A 17,525-nucleotide genomic window follows, 5' to 3' on the forward strand; every position below is an offset into this window, starting at 1 on the left:
CCCGAGGATCTCCGCATGTCCACCGAGCCCAAGCCCCCCGCCACCGCCAACCCGTACCGGGACGAGATCGTCATCTCGTGGCCCGAGCTGCACCGCGACGCGCGCTACCTCTCCCACGTGCTGCACCAGCTCGGCGAGTGGAAGGGGATCATCGCCATCACCCGCGGCGGGCTCGTGCCGGCGGCGCTGGTGGCGCGCGAGCTCGACATCCGCCTCATCGACACGGTGTGCGTGGTGAGCTACGGCGCGGCCGAGGGCGGCGGCGCCGAGCAGCGCCAGGGCGAGCTGCGCTGGCTGAAGACCGTCTCCGGCGACGGCGCCGGCTGGCTCCTCATCGACGACCTGGTCGACACCGGCCGCACCGCCAAGGCGGTCCGGGAGACCTTGCCCAAGGCGCACTTCGCCGCGCTCTACGCCAAGCCGCTCGGGCGGCCGGTGGTGGACACCTTCGTGAAGGAGTTCAAGCAGGAGAAGTGGATCTACTTCCCGTGGGACATCGACTACCAGTTCGTCTCGCCCATCAAGAGCCGTCGCGGGAAGTGAGCGTCGCGGCCGTCCTCCTGGCGGCCGGCGCCTCCTCCCGCCTGGGCGAGAACAAGCTGCTCGCGCCCTTCGCCGGCGAGCCGCTGCTGCGGCGCGCGGCGCGCGCGGCGCTCGACGCCCGCCTCGACCCGGTGCTGGTGGTGGTCGGCCACGAGGCGGCGCGCGCCGAGGAGGCGCTCGCCGGCCTGGCCTGCCGGGCGGTGCCGAACCCGCGCCACGCCGCCGGGATGAACACCTCGCTCGACGCCGGGCTGGCGGCGGTCCCGCCGGACGCCGAGGCGGCGGTGGTGCTGCTCGCGGACATGCCCTTCGTCGGCGCCGGGATGATCCAGGCGCTGGTGGCGCGCTTCCGCGAGACCGGCGCGCCGCTCGTGGCCTCCCGCTACGGCGCGGTGCTCGCGCCGCCGACCCTCTACGCCCGCGCGCTCTTCCCCGAGCTGCGCGGAGGCGCGGGCGACGGGCGGGGCCGCGAGGTGACGCGCCGCCACCTCGCCGAGGCGGCCTTCGCCGACTGGCCGGCCGAGGCGCTCGCCGACGTGGACGTGGCGGAGGATCTGGCGGCGGCGCGGGCGCGGCTGGGCGAGGAGGAGCCCCGGTGAGCGAGCAGGCGGAGGTGCTGGAGCGGCTGGCGGCCTGGGCGGACGCGGGGCTGGGCGTGGCGCTGGCAGCGGTGATGCGCACCTGGGGCTCGGCGCCGCGCCGGCCGGGCAGCCTGCTGGGTGTGAACGCCCGCGGGGAGTTCGTGGGCTCGGTCTCGGGCGGCTGCGTCGAGGCGGCCGTCATCGAGGCCGCGCTGGAGGTCATCGCCGGCGGAGGACCGCCGCGCGTCCTCGACTACCGGGTGACGGACGAGCGGGCCTGGCAGGTCGGGCTCGCCTGCGGCGGCGCGCTGCAGGTGTACGTCGAGCGGCCCGGGCGAGAGCTCGTGCGCGAGCTGCTCGCCGCGCTCGCGGCGAAGGAGCCGGTGGTGCTCGCGACGGAGGTCGCCACCGGCGCGCCGCGCCTCGTCCGGCCGCACGCCCCCGACCCCGGCCTCGACCCCGCGCTAGCGCAGGCGGCGCGCGAGGCGTCGCTGCGCGATCGCACCGGGGTGGTGGAGACGCCCGGCGGGGCGCTCTTCCTGCGCGCGTTCAATCCGCCGGTGCGCGTCGTCCTGGTGGGCGCGGTGCAGATCGCGCAGGCGCTCGCGCCGATGGCGCGCCTCGCCGGCTACGACGTGCTCGTGATCGACCCCCGCCGCGCCTTCGCCACCGAGGAGCGCTTCCCCGGGACGGCGCTGGCCGTCGAGTGGCCGGACGCCGCGCTCGCGCGCGCCGGCCTCGACCGGCACACGGCGGTGGTCACGCTCACCCACGACCCCAAGCTCGACGACCCCGCGCTCGCCGCCGCCCTGCGATCCGAGGCGTTCTACGTGGGCTGCCTGGGGAGCGCGCGCACCCAGGCCGGACGCCTGGAGCGGCTCGCGGCCATGGGGTTCGGCCCGGGCGACCTGGCGCGGCTGCGCGGTCCCGTCGGGCTCCCCATCGGCGCGGTATCCCCCGGCGAGATCGCGGTCTCCATCCTGGCGCAGCTCGTGGCGGCGCTGCGGCGGCCGGAGCCTCCGGCGACGTAGCGCGTGCGCGACAGGCACGGGGGATCGTCCGCGAGGCAGCGGTTCCGAGCGGGCGTCGGGGTGGCCCTCCGGCGTCGCTCCGGACGACCTTCCGGCCTGGTACGGCGGCCGGCCGAGAAACGCTCGAGGCCGAGCAACGCAACGTGCCACGCCGGCGTGGCGCACGAGGTCCTCGCGTCGGCGTGGCACCGGCGTTGCTGGCGGCGGTACGGCGGGCGGGAGCCTCACGCAGGTCGCCTACGCTCCTTCGGAGGGCCACCCCGCCGCCCGTCCGCGGCCGGTTCCGTCCGCAGGGCGGTCGCGGGGCGGGGCGGGCGCGGGCGCGGGCGCGGGCGCGATCGAGGTCGCGGTCGCGGTCGCGGTCGCGGTCGAGGTCGAGGTCGAGGTCGTCGCAGTCGCGGTCGAGTAGGGCGCGGGCCTTCAGGCAGGCTGCGCCAGCGCCGCGCTCACGTAGTTCACGGCGCCGGGGGCGGTCACGCCGGCCCGCAGGAGCTCCATGATCCGGAGCGGCGCGAGGTCCACCGGGCCCGCGGCCTGGCCCTCGGCGGTGCGGGCCGGATCGGCGAGGTCGAGGGCGAGGTCGAAGCCGTCGCCGCGGTAGCGCACCCGCGCCCCGCCGCTCTCGACCACGTAGGCGCGGCCGCCGAGGCGGCCGTGCATGCGGAGGCCGCCCGGCATCGGTTCGAGCGCGAAGCCGTCGAGGCCGGCGGCGGCCTCCCAGGCGGCCACGCTGCCGAAGAAGCGCGGCTTCACGACGTAGGGGCCGCCGTCCTCCGGGCACATGACGTCGCAGTTCCCGCATTCGTTGCAGGCGTCGGCGAAGTTCGCGATCTGCCGCGGCTTCGCGAGCGAGAGGACTCCGGCCGGCTCGGCCCGGAAGCCGCCCGCGATCGGCACGAGCCGCTCGAGCGCCACCTCGCCGCGCGGGACCGGGATGGTGAAGTTCGCGTCGTTGGGGCAGACCGGGATGCACTTGTCGCAGGTGAGGCAGTCGAAGAGCGCGAGCTGGCTGCCGACCTTCTTCGGCGGGGTGCTGTTCCGCGGCAGCGCGTAGCGGGGGTCCGCGAGCACGCGCTCGCAGTAGGTCTCGGTGTCGAGGAGCCGCGCCGCGGAGACCCAGCGCGGGAAGCCCTCCCCGGCCGCGGCGCGGAGGTCCGCGCCGCTCGCGAGCGCGGTGCGGCAGGCCGCAGCGGCCTCGGCCGGGAGCCCTGCCTGCGCCAGCGCCGCGGCGGCATGCCCGTAGGCGAGGAGGGTGAAGGTGTCGAGATCGCGCGCCCCCACCGCGTCCATCCGGCGCGAGAGCTCCGCGAAGTAGCCCCGGGCGCGGCCGTACCCGGCCGGCTTCAGGAGGTCGCTGCAGACGCTCACGGGCTTGAGGCCCAGGGCGACCGCGTCGGCGAAGTTGCCGGCGTCGATCCCGGCCGAGAAGGAGATGGGGAAGCGGTCGCCGAAGGCGCGGCGGAAGCGACGCACGAGCGCCATCGCCAGCACGTGCAGCGGCGGGCCGGAGAGGTACATCTCCTTCTCGGTCGGCGGGAAGAAGCTGCGGTGGTTCCGGACGAGCAGCGTGTTGGTGAACTTCACGCCGAAGCCGCGGCCGGCCTCCGCCGCGACCGCCCCGAGCCGCTCCACGAACCCCACCACCTGCTCCCACTTCGCGTCCTTCTCGAACGCGCCCTCCGGCACCACCAGCTCCCGGTAGCCGAGCCGCTCGTGGAGGATGGAGCTCACGCCCTCCTCACCGAGGAGGGTGGGGTTGAGCTTCACCACCACGTGCAGCCCCACCTCCCGCAGGAGGAAGGCCGCGATGCGCTCGATCTCGTCCGGCGGGCAGCCGTGGAAGGTGGAGAGGGTGAGGGTGTCCGAGACGCGGGTGGTGAAGGGCAGGTCGCGCAGGTGCGCCCACGGCGCGGGGATCTGCGCGCGCAGCCGCTCCACGATGGGGCGGGCGTCGAGGAGGCCCGCCATGAAGGCGCGCACCCGCTCCGAGCGGATGCCCGCCAGGTCGTAGCCGACGCTCATGTCGAAGACGGTGTCGCCGAAGCCGGGCGCCATCCCCGAGGCCTTCAGCAGCTCGATGAGCATCGACGCCTTCACGTACTCCTCGAGCGACTGCTCGAGCGACAGCTCCTGCGACCACTCCACGTTGAAGCCGACGGTATGCAGGTCGATGCAAGGCCGGGGGATGACGAGGTCGTCCTTCACCTGGACGGTCTTGAGCTCCAGCACGCGGCTGCCGGCGAGCCAGGCGAGGACGAGGTTCTGGGCGAGCTGGGTATGGGGGCCGGCCGCGGGCCCGAACGGGCTCGAGGCGCGGTGGCCGTGGATGGACACCGACAGGTCGCGCGCCGGGTCGCCCAGGACGAAGCGCGCCGCGGGGAGGTCGAAGGCGGCCTGCTTCTCGGCGAGCTCGCGGAAGAGGCGCGCGACCAGCACGCCGAACGGGATGGGGGTCAGCTCGGCCATGCTCGATCGGTCGAAAGGGTGAGCGGCGATCCTGCCGCAGCACCCTCTGCCGAAGCAACTGGACTCATCGCGTCCGATTGATCGGCGCGCGCGGCTGCGTTACCGTCCAGAGCGTAACCGCCCCGTTCGACGCGCCTTTTTCACGAGGAGCGCGCGCCGGGGCGCCCCGCCCCCGGGGCCGCCGCCACGAGAGGCCGCACGCCGATGAAGACGATCCGGTTCACGCTCAACGGGCAGGCTCGCCAGGCCGAGGTGCACCCGGGCCAGTCGCTGCTCGAGGTGCTGCGGCAGGGGTTCAAGATCTGCTCCGTGAAGGACGGCTGCGCGCCGCAGGGCCAGTGCGGCGCCTGCCTCGCGCTCGTCGACGGCGCGCCGAAGAACTCGTGCGCCGTCCCCGCCGAGAAGGTGGACGGAAAGTCGATCCTGACGCTGGAGGGCGTCCCCGACGCGGAGCGGAAGCTGTACGCCGACGCGTTCCAGGTCGCGGCCGGCGTGCAGTGCGGCTTCTGCACGCCCGGGCTCACCCTGCGCATCAAGTGGCTCACCGACCCGGAGCGCCTGCTCTCGCGCGCCGAGATCGCGAAGGCGCTCGACGGTCACCTCTGCCGCTGCACCGGCTACGTGAAGATCATCGACGCGGTGGAGCTCATCCACGCCGCGAAGCGCGGCGGCCCGCGGCCGGTGCCGGTCGCGGACGGCGGAGTGGGCCAGCCGCTCCAGCGCTACCAGGGCGGCGAGCTGGCGCTCGGCGCCCGCCCCTTCGTCGCCGACCTCGACGTCCCCGGGCTCCTGCACGGGGTGGTGGTGCTGTCCCAGCACGCGCGCGCCAGGGTGCTCCGCGTCGACACCTCGCGGGCGCGGGCGGCGCCGGGCGTGGTGGCGGTGGCCACGGCGAAGGACGTCCGCGGCGACCGCTGGGTCGGGATGCTGTACCAGGACTGGCCCTGCTTCGTGGCCGAGGGCGAGGAGGTCCGCGCCGTCGGCGACGTGCTGGCGGCGGTGGCGGCCGAGAGCCCCCGCGCCGCGCGCGAGGCGGCGAAGCTCGTCGAGGTGGAGTACGAGCCCTTGCCGCCGGTGCTCGACCCCGCCGAGGCGGTGAAGCCGGGCGCGCCGCAGGTGAACCCGAAGCACGCCAACATCCTCTCGTTCACGCGCTACGCGCGGGGCGACGTGGACGCCGCCCTGGCCGCCTCCGCCCACGTGGTGAGCGGCACCTGGAGCACCCAGCGCATCGAGCACCTCTTCCTCGAGCCCGAGGCGGCGCTGGCGGTGCCGCTCCCCGACGGCCGGCTCCACCTCTACTCGCAGGGGCAGGGCATCTTCGACGACCGGCGCCAGGTGGCCTCGGTGCTGGGCGAGCCCGAGGAGCGGGTCTTCGTGGAGCTGGTGCCGAACGGCGGCGCCTTCGGCGGCAAGGAGGACATGAGCATCCAGGCGCAGACGGCGGTGCTGGCGCGCCTCACCGGACGGCCGGTCCGGGTGACGCTCAACCGCGAGGAGTCGATCCGGCTCCACCCGAAGCGCCACCCCATCACCATGAGCTACACCGTCGGCTGCGACGCCGCCGGCAAGCTCACCGCCGCCCGGGTGCGGCTCCTCGGCGACTCGGGCGCCTACGCCTCGGTGGGCGGCAAGGTGCTGGAGCGCGCCGCCGGCCACGCCTGCGGGCCGTACGCGGTCCCGGCGGTCGACGTGGAGGCGACGGCGGCCTACACCAACAACCCGCCCTGCGGCGCTATGCGCGGCTTCGGCGTGAACCAGACCAGCTTCGCCATGGAGGGCTGCCTCGACCTCCTCGCCGCCAAGGCCGGCCTCGACGGCTGGGAGATGCGCTGGCGCAACGCGCTGCGGCTGGGGGACACCTTCACCACCGGCCAGGTGCTGGAGAAGTCGGTCGGGCTCGAGCGCACCCTGCTGGCGGTGAAGGACGCCTACTACGCCGCCCGCGCCGCGGGCCGGGCGGTGGGGGTCGCCTGCGGGGTGAAGAACTCCGGCATCGGCAACGGCGTGGTGGAGCAGGGCAAGTGCCGGCTGGTGGTGGAGCCGGGCGGCACCGTCGCGCTCCACGCCGGCTTCACCGAGATGGGCCAGGGCCTGCTCACCGTGCTCACCCAGTGCGCGGTGGAGGTGACCGGGCTGCCGGCCGCGACCTTCCGGCCGCGGGTGGACACGAAGTTCGAGCTCGGCGCCGGCCAGACCACCGGCTCGCGCGCCACGCTCCTCGGCGGCCGCGCCGCGGTGGACGCGGCGGCGAAGCTGCGCGCCGACCTCGACCGCGGGATGACGCTCTCCGACCTCGCCGGCCGCGAGTACGTGGGCCAGGTGGTCATCGACGACACCACCGCGCCGGGCGAGACGAAGCACGGGAAGATCAAGACCCACACCTCCTTCGGCTGGGCCACCCAGATGGTGGTGCTCGACGCGGCCGGCAAGCTGGAGAAGGTGGTGGCCGCCCACGACGTGGGGCGCGCCATCAACCCGCAGCAGTGCGAGGCGCAGATCGAGGGCTCGGTGCACATGGGCCTCGGCTACGCGCTCACCGAGGAGCTGCCCTGCCAGGACGGCATGCCGGTGACCTTCCGGCTGCGCGACATCGGCGTCCTGCGCGCGCAGCACATGCCGGAGGTGGAGGTGATCCTGGTCGAGGACCCCGAGCCGGAGGGGCCGTTCGGCGCCAAGGGCGTGGGCGAGATCGGGCTCGTGCCCACCGCCGGCGCGGTGGCGGCGGCGCTCGAGGCGTTCGACGGCGTGCGCCGGACGCGCCTGCCCATGAAGGACTCGCCGGCCGCCCGCGCCATCAACGTGGGGCGCATCCCGGACCAGGAGCGCGAGCGCTGGCACTAGGCGCCGACGGAGGAACCGCATGACGAACGACCCGAGGATCGACGGCGAGCGCCTCTCGCGGCGCCTGGCGGAGCTGGCCCGGCACGGCGCGCTCCCCGGCGGCGGCGTGTGCCGGCTCGCGCTCACCGACGAGGACAAGGCGGGCCGCGACCAGGTGGTGCGCTGGATGCGCGAGCTGGGGCTCACCGTCACCGTCGACGGCATCGGCAACGCGGTCGGGATCCGGAAGGGCCAGGAGGACGGCCCGCCCGTCATGGTGGGGAGCCACATCGACACCGTCCGCACCGGCGGGCCCTACGACGGCAACCTGGGCGTCATGGCCGGGCTCGAGGTGGTCGCGGCGCTGAACGACGCGAAGGTCGTCACGCGACGGCCGCTGGCGGTGGCCTTCTTCACCAACGAGGAGGGCTCGCGCTTCCAGCCGGACATGATGGGGAGCCTGGTGTACGCCGGCGCCCTGCCGCTCGAGCGGGCGCTCGCCACGGTGGGCATCGACGGCACGACGGTGCGGGAGAACCTGGCGCGCATCGGCTACGCCGGGGACGGCCCGCTGGGCGGGCCCGGCAAGGTCCACGCCTACGTCGAGCTGCACGTGGAGCAGGGCCCGGTGCTCGAGGAGGAGGGCTTCACCATCGGCGCGGTGGAGGGGGTGCAGGGCATCTCCTGGACCGAGCTCACCCTCACCGGCCAGTCGAACCACGCCGGCACCACGCCCATGCGGCTCCGCCACGACGCGGGCTACGTCGCGGCGGAGATCGCCGTCTTCGCCCGCCGGCTGGCGCGCGAGCTCGGCGGCCACCAGGTGGCGACGGTGGGGGCGCTCACGCTCTTCCCGAACCTCGTCAACGTGGTGGCGAACCGGGTGGTGATGACGGTGGACCTGCGCAACACCGACGAGGCGCGGCTCCAGGAGGCGGAGCGCCGCCTGTTCGCCTTCGTCGAGGAGACCGCCGCGGCCGAGGGGGTGAAGGTCGCGCGCCGCTCGCTGGCGCGGTTCAAGCCGGTGGCCTTCGCGCCGGCGCTGGTGGCGCGGGTGGAGGCGATCGCGAAGGAGCTGCGCCTGTCCGTGAAGCGCCTGCCGAGCGGGGCCGGGCACGACGCGCAGATCCTGGCCGCCGTCTGCCCCGCCTGCATGATCTTCGTCCCGAGCGTGAAGGGCGTGAGCCACAACGTGGAGGAGTTCACGAAGCCGGCCGACCTCGCCGCCGGGGCCGAGGTGCTGCTCCGGCTCGTCCTCGAGCTGGCGCGGTGAGCCGCCAGCTCGTCCGCGACGCGCTCCTCGTCCTCGGCGACGGCCAGACCGCGCCGTTCGCCGGCGACGCCCTCCTCGACGGCGACCGCGTGGCGCGGCTGGGCTCGGTCTCGCGCTCGGAGGCGCTCGGCGCCGAGGTGATCGAGGCGCGCGGCCGCGCGCTCGCGCCGAGCTTCGTCGACACCCACAACCACGGCGCGCTGGGCGGCACGGCGCTGGGCGAGCACGGGCTCCCCCGCGCCTGCGAGCTCGCGCTGCGCGGCGGGGTGACGAAGCGCATCTGCGGGGTGGACGGGCTCTCGCCGGCCCCGGTGACCGAGGCGCAGCGCTCGCAGTACGCCGCGCAGCTGAAGCCGCTCGACGGCGCCGTCGACGGGCCCTGGACCTGGAGCTCGGTGGCCGAGTTCCTCGCCTGGCACCGCGGCCGGTCCGTCACCGACCTGGGCCTCCACCTGGGCCACTCGGCGGTGCGGCGGGTGGTGATGCACAACCTGGCCCGCGTCGCCACCGACGCGGAGATCGCCGCCATGGCCGAGGTGGTGCGGCGGGAGGCGCCCGCCACGCTCGGCCTCTCCACCGGCCTCGTCTACAACCCGGCCGTCTACTGCGACCAGCGCGAGCTGACGGCGCTCGTCCGCGCCTTCAACGAGGTGAAGCCGGGCGCGCTCTTCCCGCACCTGCGCTCCGAGAGCGACAACGTGGTGGCGAGCCTCAAGGAGGTCGTCGCGGCGGCGGTGGACGGGGGCGGCGGGTACTGCAACGAGCACTCGAAGATCGCGGGCGCCGACAACTACGCCAAGATCGGGGAGCTCGAGGCCGTGCTGCGCGACGCCGCCTCGCTCGTCCCGACCATGGAGAACATGTACCCGTACACCGCCGGCTCGACCACCGGCGACGCGATCTTCCCGCCCGAGGCGCGGGCCGGCTCGCGCGGCGAGTTCCTGGCGCGGCTCCGCGACCCGGGGGCGCGGCGCGCGCTGGCGGACAAGATGCGCCACGACTCCCGCAGCTGGGACAACTTCATCCACTTCTGCGGCGGCCTGGGTGGCATCCAGCTCGCCGGGGTGAAGCCCGGCGTGGGCGACGCGTTCCTGGGCAAGCGCCTCGCGGACGTGGCGCGCGCCGCCGGGGCCGCCGACCCCGCCTCGGACGCGGCCTACGAGGCGGTGTTCGACTTCTTCGTCGCGAACGAGGGCGAGGTGGCCATCATCAGCCACTACGGGAACGAGGCCACCGTCGAGCGGTTCTTCCGCCGGCCCACCATGGCGCTCTGCACCGACGGCCTCATGCCCGGGCCCGGGCAGAAGCCGCACCCGCGGGCGCTCGGCGCCTTCCCCAGGGCGCTGCGCATGGGGCGGGAGCTGGGGATCCCGCTCGAGCAGCTGGTCTGGCGGCTCGCCACCCTCCCCTGCCGCTTCCTCCACCTGCCGGATCCGGCGCTCCGCGAGGGCGCCGACGCGTCGCTCGTGCTCTTCGACCCGGCGACGGTGGGCGAGCGGAACGACTACCTCGACCCGCTCGTCCCGCCGGCCGGCATCGACGCCGTGTGGGTCCACGGCCACCGCGTCCTCGACCACGGCACGTTCACGGTGCCGCGGCCGTTCCCCGGGCGCGTGCTCGCGAGCCCGGTCCGCGCGGGCTGAAGGCCGCGAGCGATCGAAGCTCCGCGACGACCTCTCCCGACCTCCGCCGCCACGCGCCCATCTGCATACCCGATGTGCGCGGAGCCGCGGTGAGCCGCGGTCGCACCTTTCACCCTACGTCGAGATCGTCCTGTTCACGCTGGGTTGAGGTACCGCGTTCGCCTGACGCTCATTTGCCTGTCAGCCGTTCACGGGACGGAGTAGCGTCACCCTCCGTTCAGCTCACCCCGGAGGACTCCATGAGAGTGATCCTCGCCTTGGCCCTGGTCCCCTCGTTCGCGCTCGCCTCGATCCCGGCGGCGGACGGCACGTTCACCGGCTGCGTCCAGGAGCACGCGCACGAGCTCCGGCTCATCGACGCCAGCCGCGAGAGCTGCCGGAGGCGCGAGCTCGAGGTGAGGTGGAACACGAAGGCTCCGGCCAGCGCCTCGGCCTCCATGACGGCGATCCCGCTCCCGGTCGGCGACCCGGCCTGCCCGGCGGGCGGGACCAAGTTCGTCGTTCAGGGCGCGACGGCCTACGCCTGCAACGGCGCGGCGGGGCCGCAGGGCTCGACGGGGCCGCAGGGTCCGCAGGGCATGATGGGCTTCATGGGCCCCGGCGGCCCCCCCGGCCCGATGGGCCCGAGCGGTCTGCCCGGTCCGACCGGCGCCGCCGGCCCCGTGGGCCCGACCGGCGCGATGGGCCCGCAGGGACCGCAGGGCCCGATGGGAATCCCGGGCCCGATGGGCCCCTCCGGCGTGGACGGCCTGCCGGGGCTCCAGGGGCCGCAGGGGGCGACGGGGCCCGCGGGGCCGCAGGGCGCGACCGGCGCGGCGGGGCCGCAGGGTGCGCAGGGCGCGCGGGGCGAAGTCGGCCCAGTGGGGCCGCAGGGCCCGGCTGGCCCACAGGGTTCCGCCGGCCAGTCGGTGACGCTCACGCCGCTGGCGACCGGTGACGTGAACTGTCCGAACGGTGGCGCCGCCCTCGACGCCGGCGGCTCGACGGCCTACGTGTGCAGCGCGGCGCAGACCCCGCCGCCGCTCGTGGACGCGGCGGCGATCCAGCAGATCACCAGCTGGGCGGGGCTGGCCTCGAACACGCCGTGGTCGCTCTGCTACAAGGCCACCCGGGACAACGTGGGCTTCTCCTTCGGGACGTCCAGCGCGCTTGCGTTCCACAACCGGTGCGACCGGCGCGGGCGCACCTTCTTCGTCGCGAAGAGCACGACGGGAGCCCTCTTCGGCGGATACACCTCGCTCCCCTGGGGCGAAAAGGCCTGCGACTGGAAGCCGGATTCGTCGGCCTTCCTCTTCTCGCTCACGAACGCGTTCAAGCACGGGCTCGTCAGCAGCACCTCGGGGTACGCCGTCTACGACTGCGTGAACTACGGCCCCGGGTTCGGGGGCGGCCAGGACTTCCTCACCAACCTGAAGGACCAGGTGGGCCTGGCGCTCGGGCGTACCTACGCGTGCCGGGTCGGGGCCGCCGCCTCGGCCCAGTGCGACGCGGACTACGCCGGGGCGACGTACCCCGTGCTCACGGATCTCGAGGTCTACGCGGCGCCTTAGCTCGGGAGCCGCCGGCGTAGTAAATCCTCCACGGGCCACCGGCGGCCCGTGGAGGACCGCTACCCGATCGCGCCCTGGTACACCGGCCCGAACGGCGCCCGCGGCAGGTATCTCCCGGAGCCGGCCTCCGCCCGCAGGTCCCCGTCGGCCCAGACGTGCCGCCCGCGCGCGAGGGTGTGGACCACCACGCCGCGCACCTCCCGGCCCTCCCAGACGGAGAAGTCGGTCCGCTGGTGCTGGGTGCGGGCCGAGAGCGTCTTCGTCCGCGCCGGATCGAGCACCACCACGTCGGCGTCGGCGCCCACCTCGAGCGAGCCCTTCCGCGGCCAGAGGTTGAAGGCGCGCGCCGCGTTCGAGGACGTGAGCGCGACGAACCGCTCCGGCGTGAGGCGCCCGCCGTTCACGCCGAGGTGCCACAGCACGTGCAGGCGATCTTCCACCCCGCCGCAGCCGTTCGGGATGCGGGTGAAGCGGTCGGCGCCGGCGCGCTTCTGGGCGGTCGTGAAGCAGCAGTGGTCCGTGCCGGTGGTGCTGAGCGCGCCCGCCTCGAGCGCCCGCCAGAGCGCCTCCTGGTGCCCCTTCGGCCGGTAGGGCGGGCTCATGACGTGCCCAGCGGCGACGTCGAAGTCGGGGTCCGCGTAGACCGAGTCGTCGATGGCGAGGAAGCCGGGCAAGGTCTCGCCGACGATCTTCACGCCGCGCTGCCGCGCCCGGCCGATGGCCTCGGCAGCCTCGGCGGCCGAGACGTGCACGACGTAGAGCGGCACGCCGACCACCTCCGCCATGGTCACCGCGCGCAGGGTGGCCTCGCCCTCCAGCTGCGGCGGCCGCGAGAGCGGGTGGCCCTCGGGCCCGGTGACGCCGCGCGCCAGGAGCTCCTGCTGGAGATACGCGATGAGCTCGCCGTTCTCGGCGTGGACCTGCGGCAGCGCGCCGAGCTCGCGGCAGCGGACGAAGCCCTCGACGATCTGCTCGTCGGGGAGCATGAGCCCGCCCTTGTAGGCGAGGAAGAACTTGTAGCTCGTGACGCCGTGCTCGCGGACGAGCGGCGCCATCTCGGCCGCGAAGCGCTCGCCCCACCACGACACCGTCATGTGGAGCCCGTAGTCGACGGTAGAGCGCGCCGCCCACGCCTGCCACTGCGCGAGCGCCTCGAGCGGGGACTGGCCGCGCTCGGGCCCGACGAAGTCGAGCAGCGTGGTCGTCCCGCCCGCGGCGGCGGCCGCCGTCCCGGAGAGGAAGTCGTCCGCGACCACCGTGCCCATGGTCGGCAGCTGCAGGTGCGTATGGGGATCGACCCCGCCCGGCAGGACGAAGCAGCCGCCCGCGTCGACGATCTCGGCGCCCGGCGACGCCTCGAGCGCCTCGCCCACCGCCGCCACCCGCCCGTCCCGGCACAGCACGTCGGCCCGCCGCTGGCCCGCCTCCGTCACCACCGTCCCGCCGCGAACCAGGGTCTCCGCCATGGCCGGCATTGAAGCACGCGGCGCGTCACGGAGGTCAAGCGCGGGCTCGCGGCGAGGCCCCGGCGTGGCGCCGGCGGACGCTTGAACGGGCCCGGGCTTCCGCTGATACTGGGTCGTTGACTTCATCGCTCGTCATCGGCCCGGACCGCGCCGGGCGCACCGTCGCGATCGCCGGAGGTCTCGTCGTCGCCGCCGCGCCGGAGGGCGCGCGCCGCCTGCCCTGCCCGGACGGAGAGATCGGGCCGGGCGCGGTCTGCGCCCACACGCACCTCTACAGCGGGCTGGCGCGCCACGGCATGCCGCCCCCGGTCCCGCCGCCGCGGACGTTCCTCGAGATCCTCGAGCGGGTGTGGTGGCGGCTCGACCGCGCGCTCGACGCCGACGCGCTGCGGGCGGGCGCGCGCGACTACCTCGCCCGCGCGCTCCTCGCCGGCACCACGGCGGTGGTGGATCACCACGAGTCGCCCCGCTTCATCGAGGGATCGCTCGCTCTCCTGGCCGAGGAGTGCCAGCGGCTCGGGATGCGGGCCCTCCTCTGCTACGGGGCGACCGAGCGCAACTCCGGGCCGGACGAGGCGCGGCGGGGCCTCGACGAGTGCCGGCGCGTCCCCGCAGGGCCGCTCGTGCGCGGGCTGGTGGGGCTCCACGCGAGCTTCACGGTCTCGGACGCCACGGTCCGCGCCGCCGGCGAGCTCGCGCGCGAGCTCGGCACGGCCCTGCACGTCCACGTGGCCGAGGACGGCGCCGACGTGGCCGACGCGCGGGCGCGCGGCGCCGAGGGCCCGCTGCAGCGCCTCGCGGCGCTCGGCGCGCTCGCGCCGGGGTCCATCCTCGCCCACGGCGTCCACCTCGGGCCGGACGAGGTCGCCCTGGCCGACGCGCGCGGCTGCTGGTTCGTCCAGAACCCGCGCTCCAACGAGGCGAACCGCGTCGGCTATCCGCGCGCCCTGCGGCACGCGCGGCGGGTCGCGCTCGGCACCGACGGCTTCGAGGCGGACATGGCGGTGGAGGAGGCGGCGCTCTTCCGGCTCGCCGCCGCCGCGGACGACCCGGGCCCGGCGGGCCGGCTCGCCGCCGGCCACGCGCTCGTGGCCGAGCGCTTCGGCGCGGCGCCGGAGCCGCTCGCCCCCGGGAGCCTCGGCGACGCGGTGGTGCGGGAGCGCGGCCGGGTCCGCCACGCGGTCGTGGGCGGGCGGGTGGTGGTGGAGGACGGCCGGCTGGCCTCGGAGGACCTGGAGCTCATCTCGGCGACCGCGCAGCGCGAGGCGGCGCGCCTCTGGCAGCGCATGGCGAAGATCTGACTGGACCGGCGGCGGGCACGCCCCGCCCCGCGGGAAGGAAGGCACGATGGCGCGGCTGGGGCTCGAGAAGACGGTGGTGGACGAGGACGTGTACGCGCGCACGCTGGGGCGCTTCCGCGAGGCCGGCGTGGTCCTGCCGACGCTCGGCCAGCTGCGCGATCCCGGCACCATCCCGGCCGCGATCCGCGCCCGGCTGGGCGCGGTCGACCCCGACAGCCCGCACCCGCTCAACCTGTTCCGGGTGCACTGGTTCAACGACGCCACCCGCCGCGGGATCGCCGCCGTCCCCGAGCACCTCGAGCTGCCCTCCGCGCTCACGGGGGTGAAGGCGCGCGTCGTGCTCGCGCTCGGCAACCGCTTCCCCATGATCCACGCCCACAAGGTGCTGGCCGCCTACGGGTGCCTCGTGCCGCGGGTGGTGACCGGGCAGTTCGACCCCACCCGGCACCGCGCGGTGTGGCCCTCCACCGGCAACTACTGCCGCGGCGGGGTCGCCATCTCGCGCATCCTGGGCTGCCGCGGCGTGGCCGTGCTGCCCGAGAACATGAGCCAGGAGCGGTTCGACTGGCTCGACCGGTGGGTGGGCGATCCCGGCGACGTCGTCCGGACGCCCGGGTCCGAGAGCAACGTGAAGGAGATCTACGACACCTGCGCGGCGCTCGACCGCGACCCGGCCAACATCATCTTCAACCAGTTCTGCGAGTTCGGGAACTACCTCGTCCACCGCACCTGCACCGGGCCGGCGCTGGAGAAGATCTTCGGCGCGCTCGCCGCGGGCCGGCCCGGCGCGAAGCTCGCCGCCTACGTCTCCGCCTCCGGCTCCGGCGGCACCCTCGCCGCCGGCGATCACCTGAAGGAGCGGCTCGGGGCGAAGATCGTCGCGGTCGAGGCGCTCGAGTGCCCGACGCTGCTCTACAACGGCTTCGGCGAGCACAACATCCAGGGCATCGGCGACAAGCACCTCCCCTACATCCACAACGTGATGAACACCGACTTCGTGGCGGGCGTGAGCGACCAGCTCACCGACACGCTGCTCGTGCTCTTCAACACCGACGAGGGGCGGCGCTACCTGGTGGAGCGGCGCGGCCTCGCCCCTGCGTTCGTGGCGCGGCTCGGGGACCTCGGACTCTCGTCCATCTGCAACCTGCTCGCGGCCGTCAAGACGGCCAAGTACCTCGACCTCGGCCCGGACGACGTCGTCCTCACCGTCGCCACCGACGGCGCCGCCATGTACGGCAGCGAGGTGGCCAAGGTCACCGCCCGCGACTTCGGCGGCCGGTTCGACGCCGTGTCGGCCGGCGAGACGTTCGGCCGCGCGCTGGCGGGCGCCGCCACGGACCACCTGCTCGAGCTCTCGCACCTCGACCGCAAGCGCATCTTCAACCTCGGCTACTTCACCTGGGTCGAGCAGCAGGGCGTCTCGGTGGAGGAGTTCGTGGCGCGCGCGCGTCAGTCGTTCTGGGACGGGCTCCTCGAGCTCGTGCCGGCCTGGGACGCCATGATCGCCGAGTTCAACGCGAAGAGCGGCGCGGGCGCGCGCGCCGCATGACGCGCGGGGAGGTCCGCTTCGTGTGTCACGGCTGCGGGGCGGCGGTCGACGCCGCCCGCGCGCTGCCGTTCCGCTGCCCGAACGCAGGCGCCCCGGGCGACGACACCGACCACCTCCTCGTGCCCGAGGACGCCCCCGGCCCCTTCCCGGCCGGCGGCGAGCCGGACCCCTTCCTGCGCTACCGCGCGCTGCTCTCGCCCTACCGGCTGGCGCGCGCCGCGGGCCTGCCCGACGCCGCCTGGGCGGAGCTCGCCGGCGGCCTCGACGCGGCGCTCGCCCGCGTGGACGGCCGCGGGTTCCGGCTGACGCCGCTCGGCGCCGAGCCCGCGCTGGCGCGCGCGGCGGGGCTCCGGGGCGAGCTGTGGGTGAAGGACGAGACCGGCAACGTCTCCGGCTCGCACAAGGCGCGCCACCTCATGTTGGTCATGCTCCACCTGCGGGTGGTGGAGGCGGCGCGGCTGCCGGCCGGCGACGGCCTGCGCGGGCGCCGGCTCGCCATCGCCTCCTGCGGCAACGCCGCCCTGGCGGCGGCGGTCGTCGCGCGCGCAGCGGACTGGCCGCTCGAGGTCTTCATCCCGCCCGACGCGAGCGGGACCGTGACCGCGCGCCTGCGCGAGCTGGGGGCGGCCGTCGCCGTCTGCCCGCGCCGCCCCGGCGAGGCGGGCGACCCGTGCTTCCTGCGCTTCCGCGAGGCGGTCCAGGCGGGCGCGATCCCCTTCGGCGTGCAGGGTCCGGAGAACGGGCTCGCCATCGAGGGCGGCCGCACCCTCGCCTACGAGCTCGCCGATCAGCTCCGCGCCGCGGGCGCGCCCCCGGTGACGCTCTTCGTGCAGGTCGGGGGCGGCGCGCTCGCGAGCGCGCTCGGCCAGGGGTTCGCGACGGCGGCGCGCCTCGGCGCGCTCGCGCGGCCCCCGCGCCTCGTGGCCGTGCAGGCGGCCGGCTGCGCGCCGCTCGCCCGCGCGTGGGAGCGGCTCGGACCCTCGCCGCTCGGCGCGGCGGCGCGCGCGCGCTCCCGCTTCATGTGGCCCTGGGAGGAGACCCCCGCGAGCGTGGCGCACGGCATCCTCGACGACGAGACCTACGACTGGTGGGCCACCGCGGAGGCGATGCGCGCCACCGGCGGCGCGCCGGTGGTGGTGAGCGAGGAGGCGCTCCGGCGCGCGCACGCGCTCGCCCGGGCGCACACCGCCGTCGCGGCCTCCGCCACCGGGACCGCGGGGCTCGCCGGCGCCCTCGCCGCGCCACCGGAGGGCGCGGCGCTGGTCGTCTTCTCCGGCGTGGAGCGCTGAGCAGGGAGCC

Annotated in this window: 12 protein-coding genes; 10 read left to right on the top strand and 2 right to left on the bottom strand. The window is 75.3% G+C overall.

The genetic code is table 11. The annotated features are described in order from the left end of the window. Positions 1 to 15: 15 nt before the first annotated feature. The 3 genes from gpt to HWY08_RS18280 are packed head-to-tail and all read left to right on the top strand — an operon-like array spanning position 16 to position 2,155. Complete coding sequence (gpt, locus tag HWY08_RS18270) at positions 16 to 543, top strand: xanthine phosphoribosyltransferase (RefSeq protein ID WP_176067874.1); 528 nt, start codon at positions 16 to 18, stop codon at positions 541 to 543. Further along, a complete protein-coding gene (locus HWY08_RS18275) occupies positions 540 to 1,142 on the top strand; it encodes a nucleotidyltransferase family protein (RefSeq protein ID WP_176067876.1) in 603 nt (200 codons plus the stop codon). The genes gpt and HWY08_RS18275 overlap by 4 nt, the downstream gene beginning before the upstream one ends. Then, entirely contained in the window at positions 1,139 to 2,155 is a 1,017-nt protein-coding gene (locus HWY08_RS18280; RefSeq protein WP_235969698.1) for an XdhC family protein, read from the top strand. Before HWY08_RS18275 ends, HWY08_RS18280 begins: the two co-directional genes overlap by 4 nt. A 420-nt stretch (positions 2,156 to 2,575) precedes the next feature. On the opposite strand, the gene HWY08_RS18285 is transcribed toward HWY08_RS18280, so the two are convergent. Next, entirely contained in the window at positions 2,576 to 4,621 is a 2,046-nt protein-coding gene (locus HWY08_RS18285) for a glutamate synthase (RefSeq protein ID WP_176067878.1), read from the bottom strand. 204 nt (positions 4,622 to 4,825) lie between these two features. Here HWY08_RS18285 and xdh point away from each other — a divergent pair, with 204 nt between their 5' ends. The 4 genes from xdh (at position 4,826) to HWY08_RS22105 (ending at position 11,910) form a co-directional block, all read left to right on the top strand. After that, complete coding sequence (xdh, locus tag HWY08_RS18290; protein WP_176067880.1) at positions 4,826 to 7,465, top strand: selenium-dependent xanthine dehydrogenase; 2,640 nt, start codon at positions 4,826 to 4,828, stop codon at positions 7,463 to 7,465. A 19-nt stretch (positions 7,466 to 7,484) separates the two neighbouring features. Beyond that, on the top strand, positions 7,485 to 8,717 hold the full coding sequence (locus HWY08_RS18295) for a Zn-dependent hydrolase (protein ID WP_176067882.1): 1,233 nt from the start codon (positions 7,485 to 7,487) through the stop codon (positions 8,715 to 8,717). Next, positions 8,714 to 10,360: an N-acyl-D-amino-acid deacylase family protein gene (locus tag HWY08_RS18300; protein ID WP_176067883.1), complete on the top strand. Its 1,647-nt coding sequence runs from the start codon at positions 8,714 to 8,716 to the stop codon at positions 10,358 to 10,360. The genes HWY08_RS18295 and HWY08_RS18300 overlap by 4 nt, the downstream gene beginning before the upstream one ends. A 239-nt stretch (positions 10,361 to 10,599) precedes the next feature. Beyond that, positions 10,600 to 11,910 carry a TLD domain-containing protein gene (locus HWY08_RS22105; RefSeq protein WP_176067885.1) on the top strand — a complete coding sequence of 437 codons (1,311 nt, stop codon included), beginning with the start codon at positions 10,600 to 10,602 and terminating at the stop codon, positions 11,908 to 11,910. Between the two features lie 59 nt (positions 11,911 to 11,969). Here HWY08_RS22105 and hydA read toward each other — a convergent pair whose 3' ends face one another. Next, complete coding sequence (gene hydA / locus HWY08_RS18310) at positions 11,970 to 13,376, bottom strand: dihydropyrimidinase (protein WP_176067887.1); 1,407 nt, start codon at positions 13,374 to 13,376, stop codon at positions 11,970 to 11,972. 116 nt (positions 13,377 to 13,492) lie between these two features. Between hydA and HWY08_RS18315 the strand changes: the two genes are divergently transcribed. The 3 genes from HWY08_RS18315 to HWY08_RS18325 are packed head-to-tail and all read left to right on the top strand — an operon-like array spanning position 13,493 to position 17,515. Then, complete coding sequence (locus HWY08_RS18315) at positions 13,493 to 14,677, top strand: amidohydrolase family protein (protein ID WP_176067889.1); 1,185 nt, start codon at positions 13,493 to 13,495, stop codon at positions 14,675 to 14,677. A 46-nt stretch (positions 14,678 to 14,723) separates the two neighbouring features. After that, on the top strand, positions 14,724 to 16,226 hold the full coding sequence (locus HWY08_RS18320) for a pyridoxal-phosphate dependent enzyme (protein ID WP_176067890.1): 1,503 nt from the start codon (positions 14,724 to 14,726) through the stop codon (positions 16,224 to 16,226). Further along, positions 16,223 to 17,515 carry a pyridoxal-phosphate dependent enzyme gene (locus HWY08_RS18325; protein WP_176067891.1) on the top strand — a complete coding sequence of 431 codons (1,293 nt, stop codon included), beginning with the start codon at positions 16,223 to 16,225 and terminating at the stop codon, positions 17,513 to 17,515. Before HWY08_RS18320 ends, HWY08_RS18325 begins: the two co-directional genes overlap by 4 nt. Positions 17,516 to 17,525 lie beyond the last annotated feature (10 nt).

This window comes from Anaeromyxobacter diazotrophicus (genome assembly GCF_013340205.1).
GTDB lineage: Bacteria > Myxococcota > Myxococcia > Myxococcales > Anaeromyxobacteraceae > Anaeromyxobacter_A > Anaeromyxobacter_A diazotrophicus.

Coding starts and splice junctions, on each gene's coding strand:
- gpt (WP_176067874.1), top strand. CDS start 16: ATGTCCACCGAGCCCAAGCCCCCCGCCACCGCCAACCCGTACCGGGAC.
- HWY08_RS18285 (WP_176067878.1), bottom strand. CDS start 4,621: ATGGCCGAGCTGACCCCCATCCCGTTCGGCGTGCTGGTCGCGCGCCTC.
- xdh (WP_176067880.1), top strand. CDS start 4,826: ATGAAGACGATCCGGTTCACGCTCAACGGGCAGGCTCGCCAGGCCGAG.
- HWY08_RS18295 (WP_176067882.1), top strand. CDS start 7,485: ATGACGAACGACCCGAGGATCGACGGCGAGCGCCTCTCGCGGCGCCTG.
- HWY08_RS22105 (WP_176067885.1), top strand. CDS start 10,600: ATGAGAGTGATCCTCGCCTTGGCCCTGGTCCCCTCGTTCGCGCTCGCC.
- hydA (WP_176067887.1), bottom strand. CDS start 13,376: ATGGCGGAGACCCTGGTTCGCGGCGGGACGGTGGTGACGGAGGCGGGC.
- HWY08_RS18320 (WP_176067890.1), top strand. CDS start 14,724: ATGGCGCGGCTGGGGCTCGAGAAGACGGTGGTGGACGAGGACGTGTAC.
- HWY08_RS18325 (WP_176067891.1), top strand. CDS start 16,223: ATGACGCGCGGGGAGGTCCGCTTCGTGTGTCACGGCTGCGGGGCGGCG.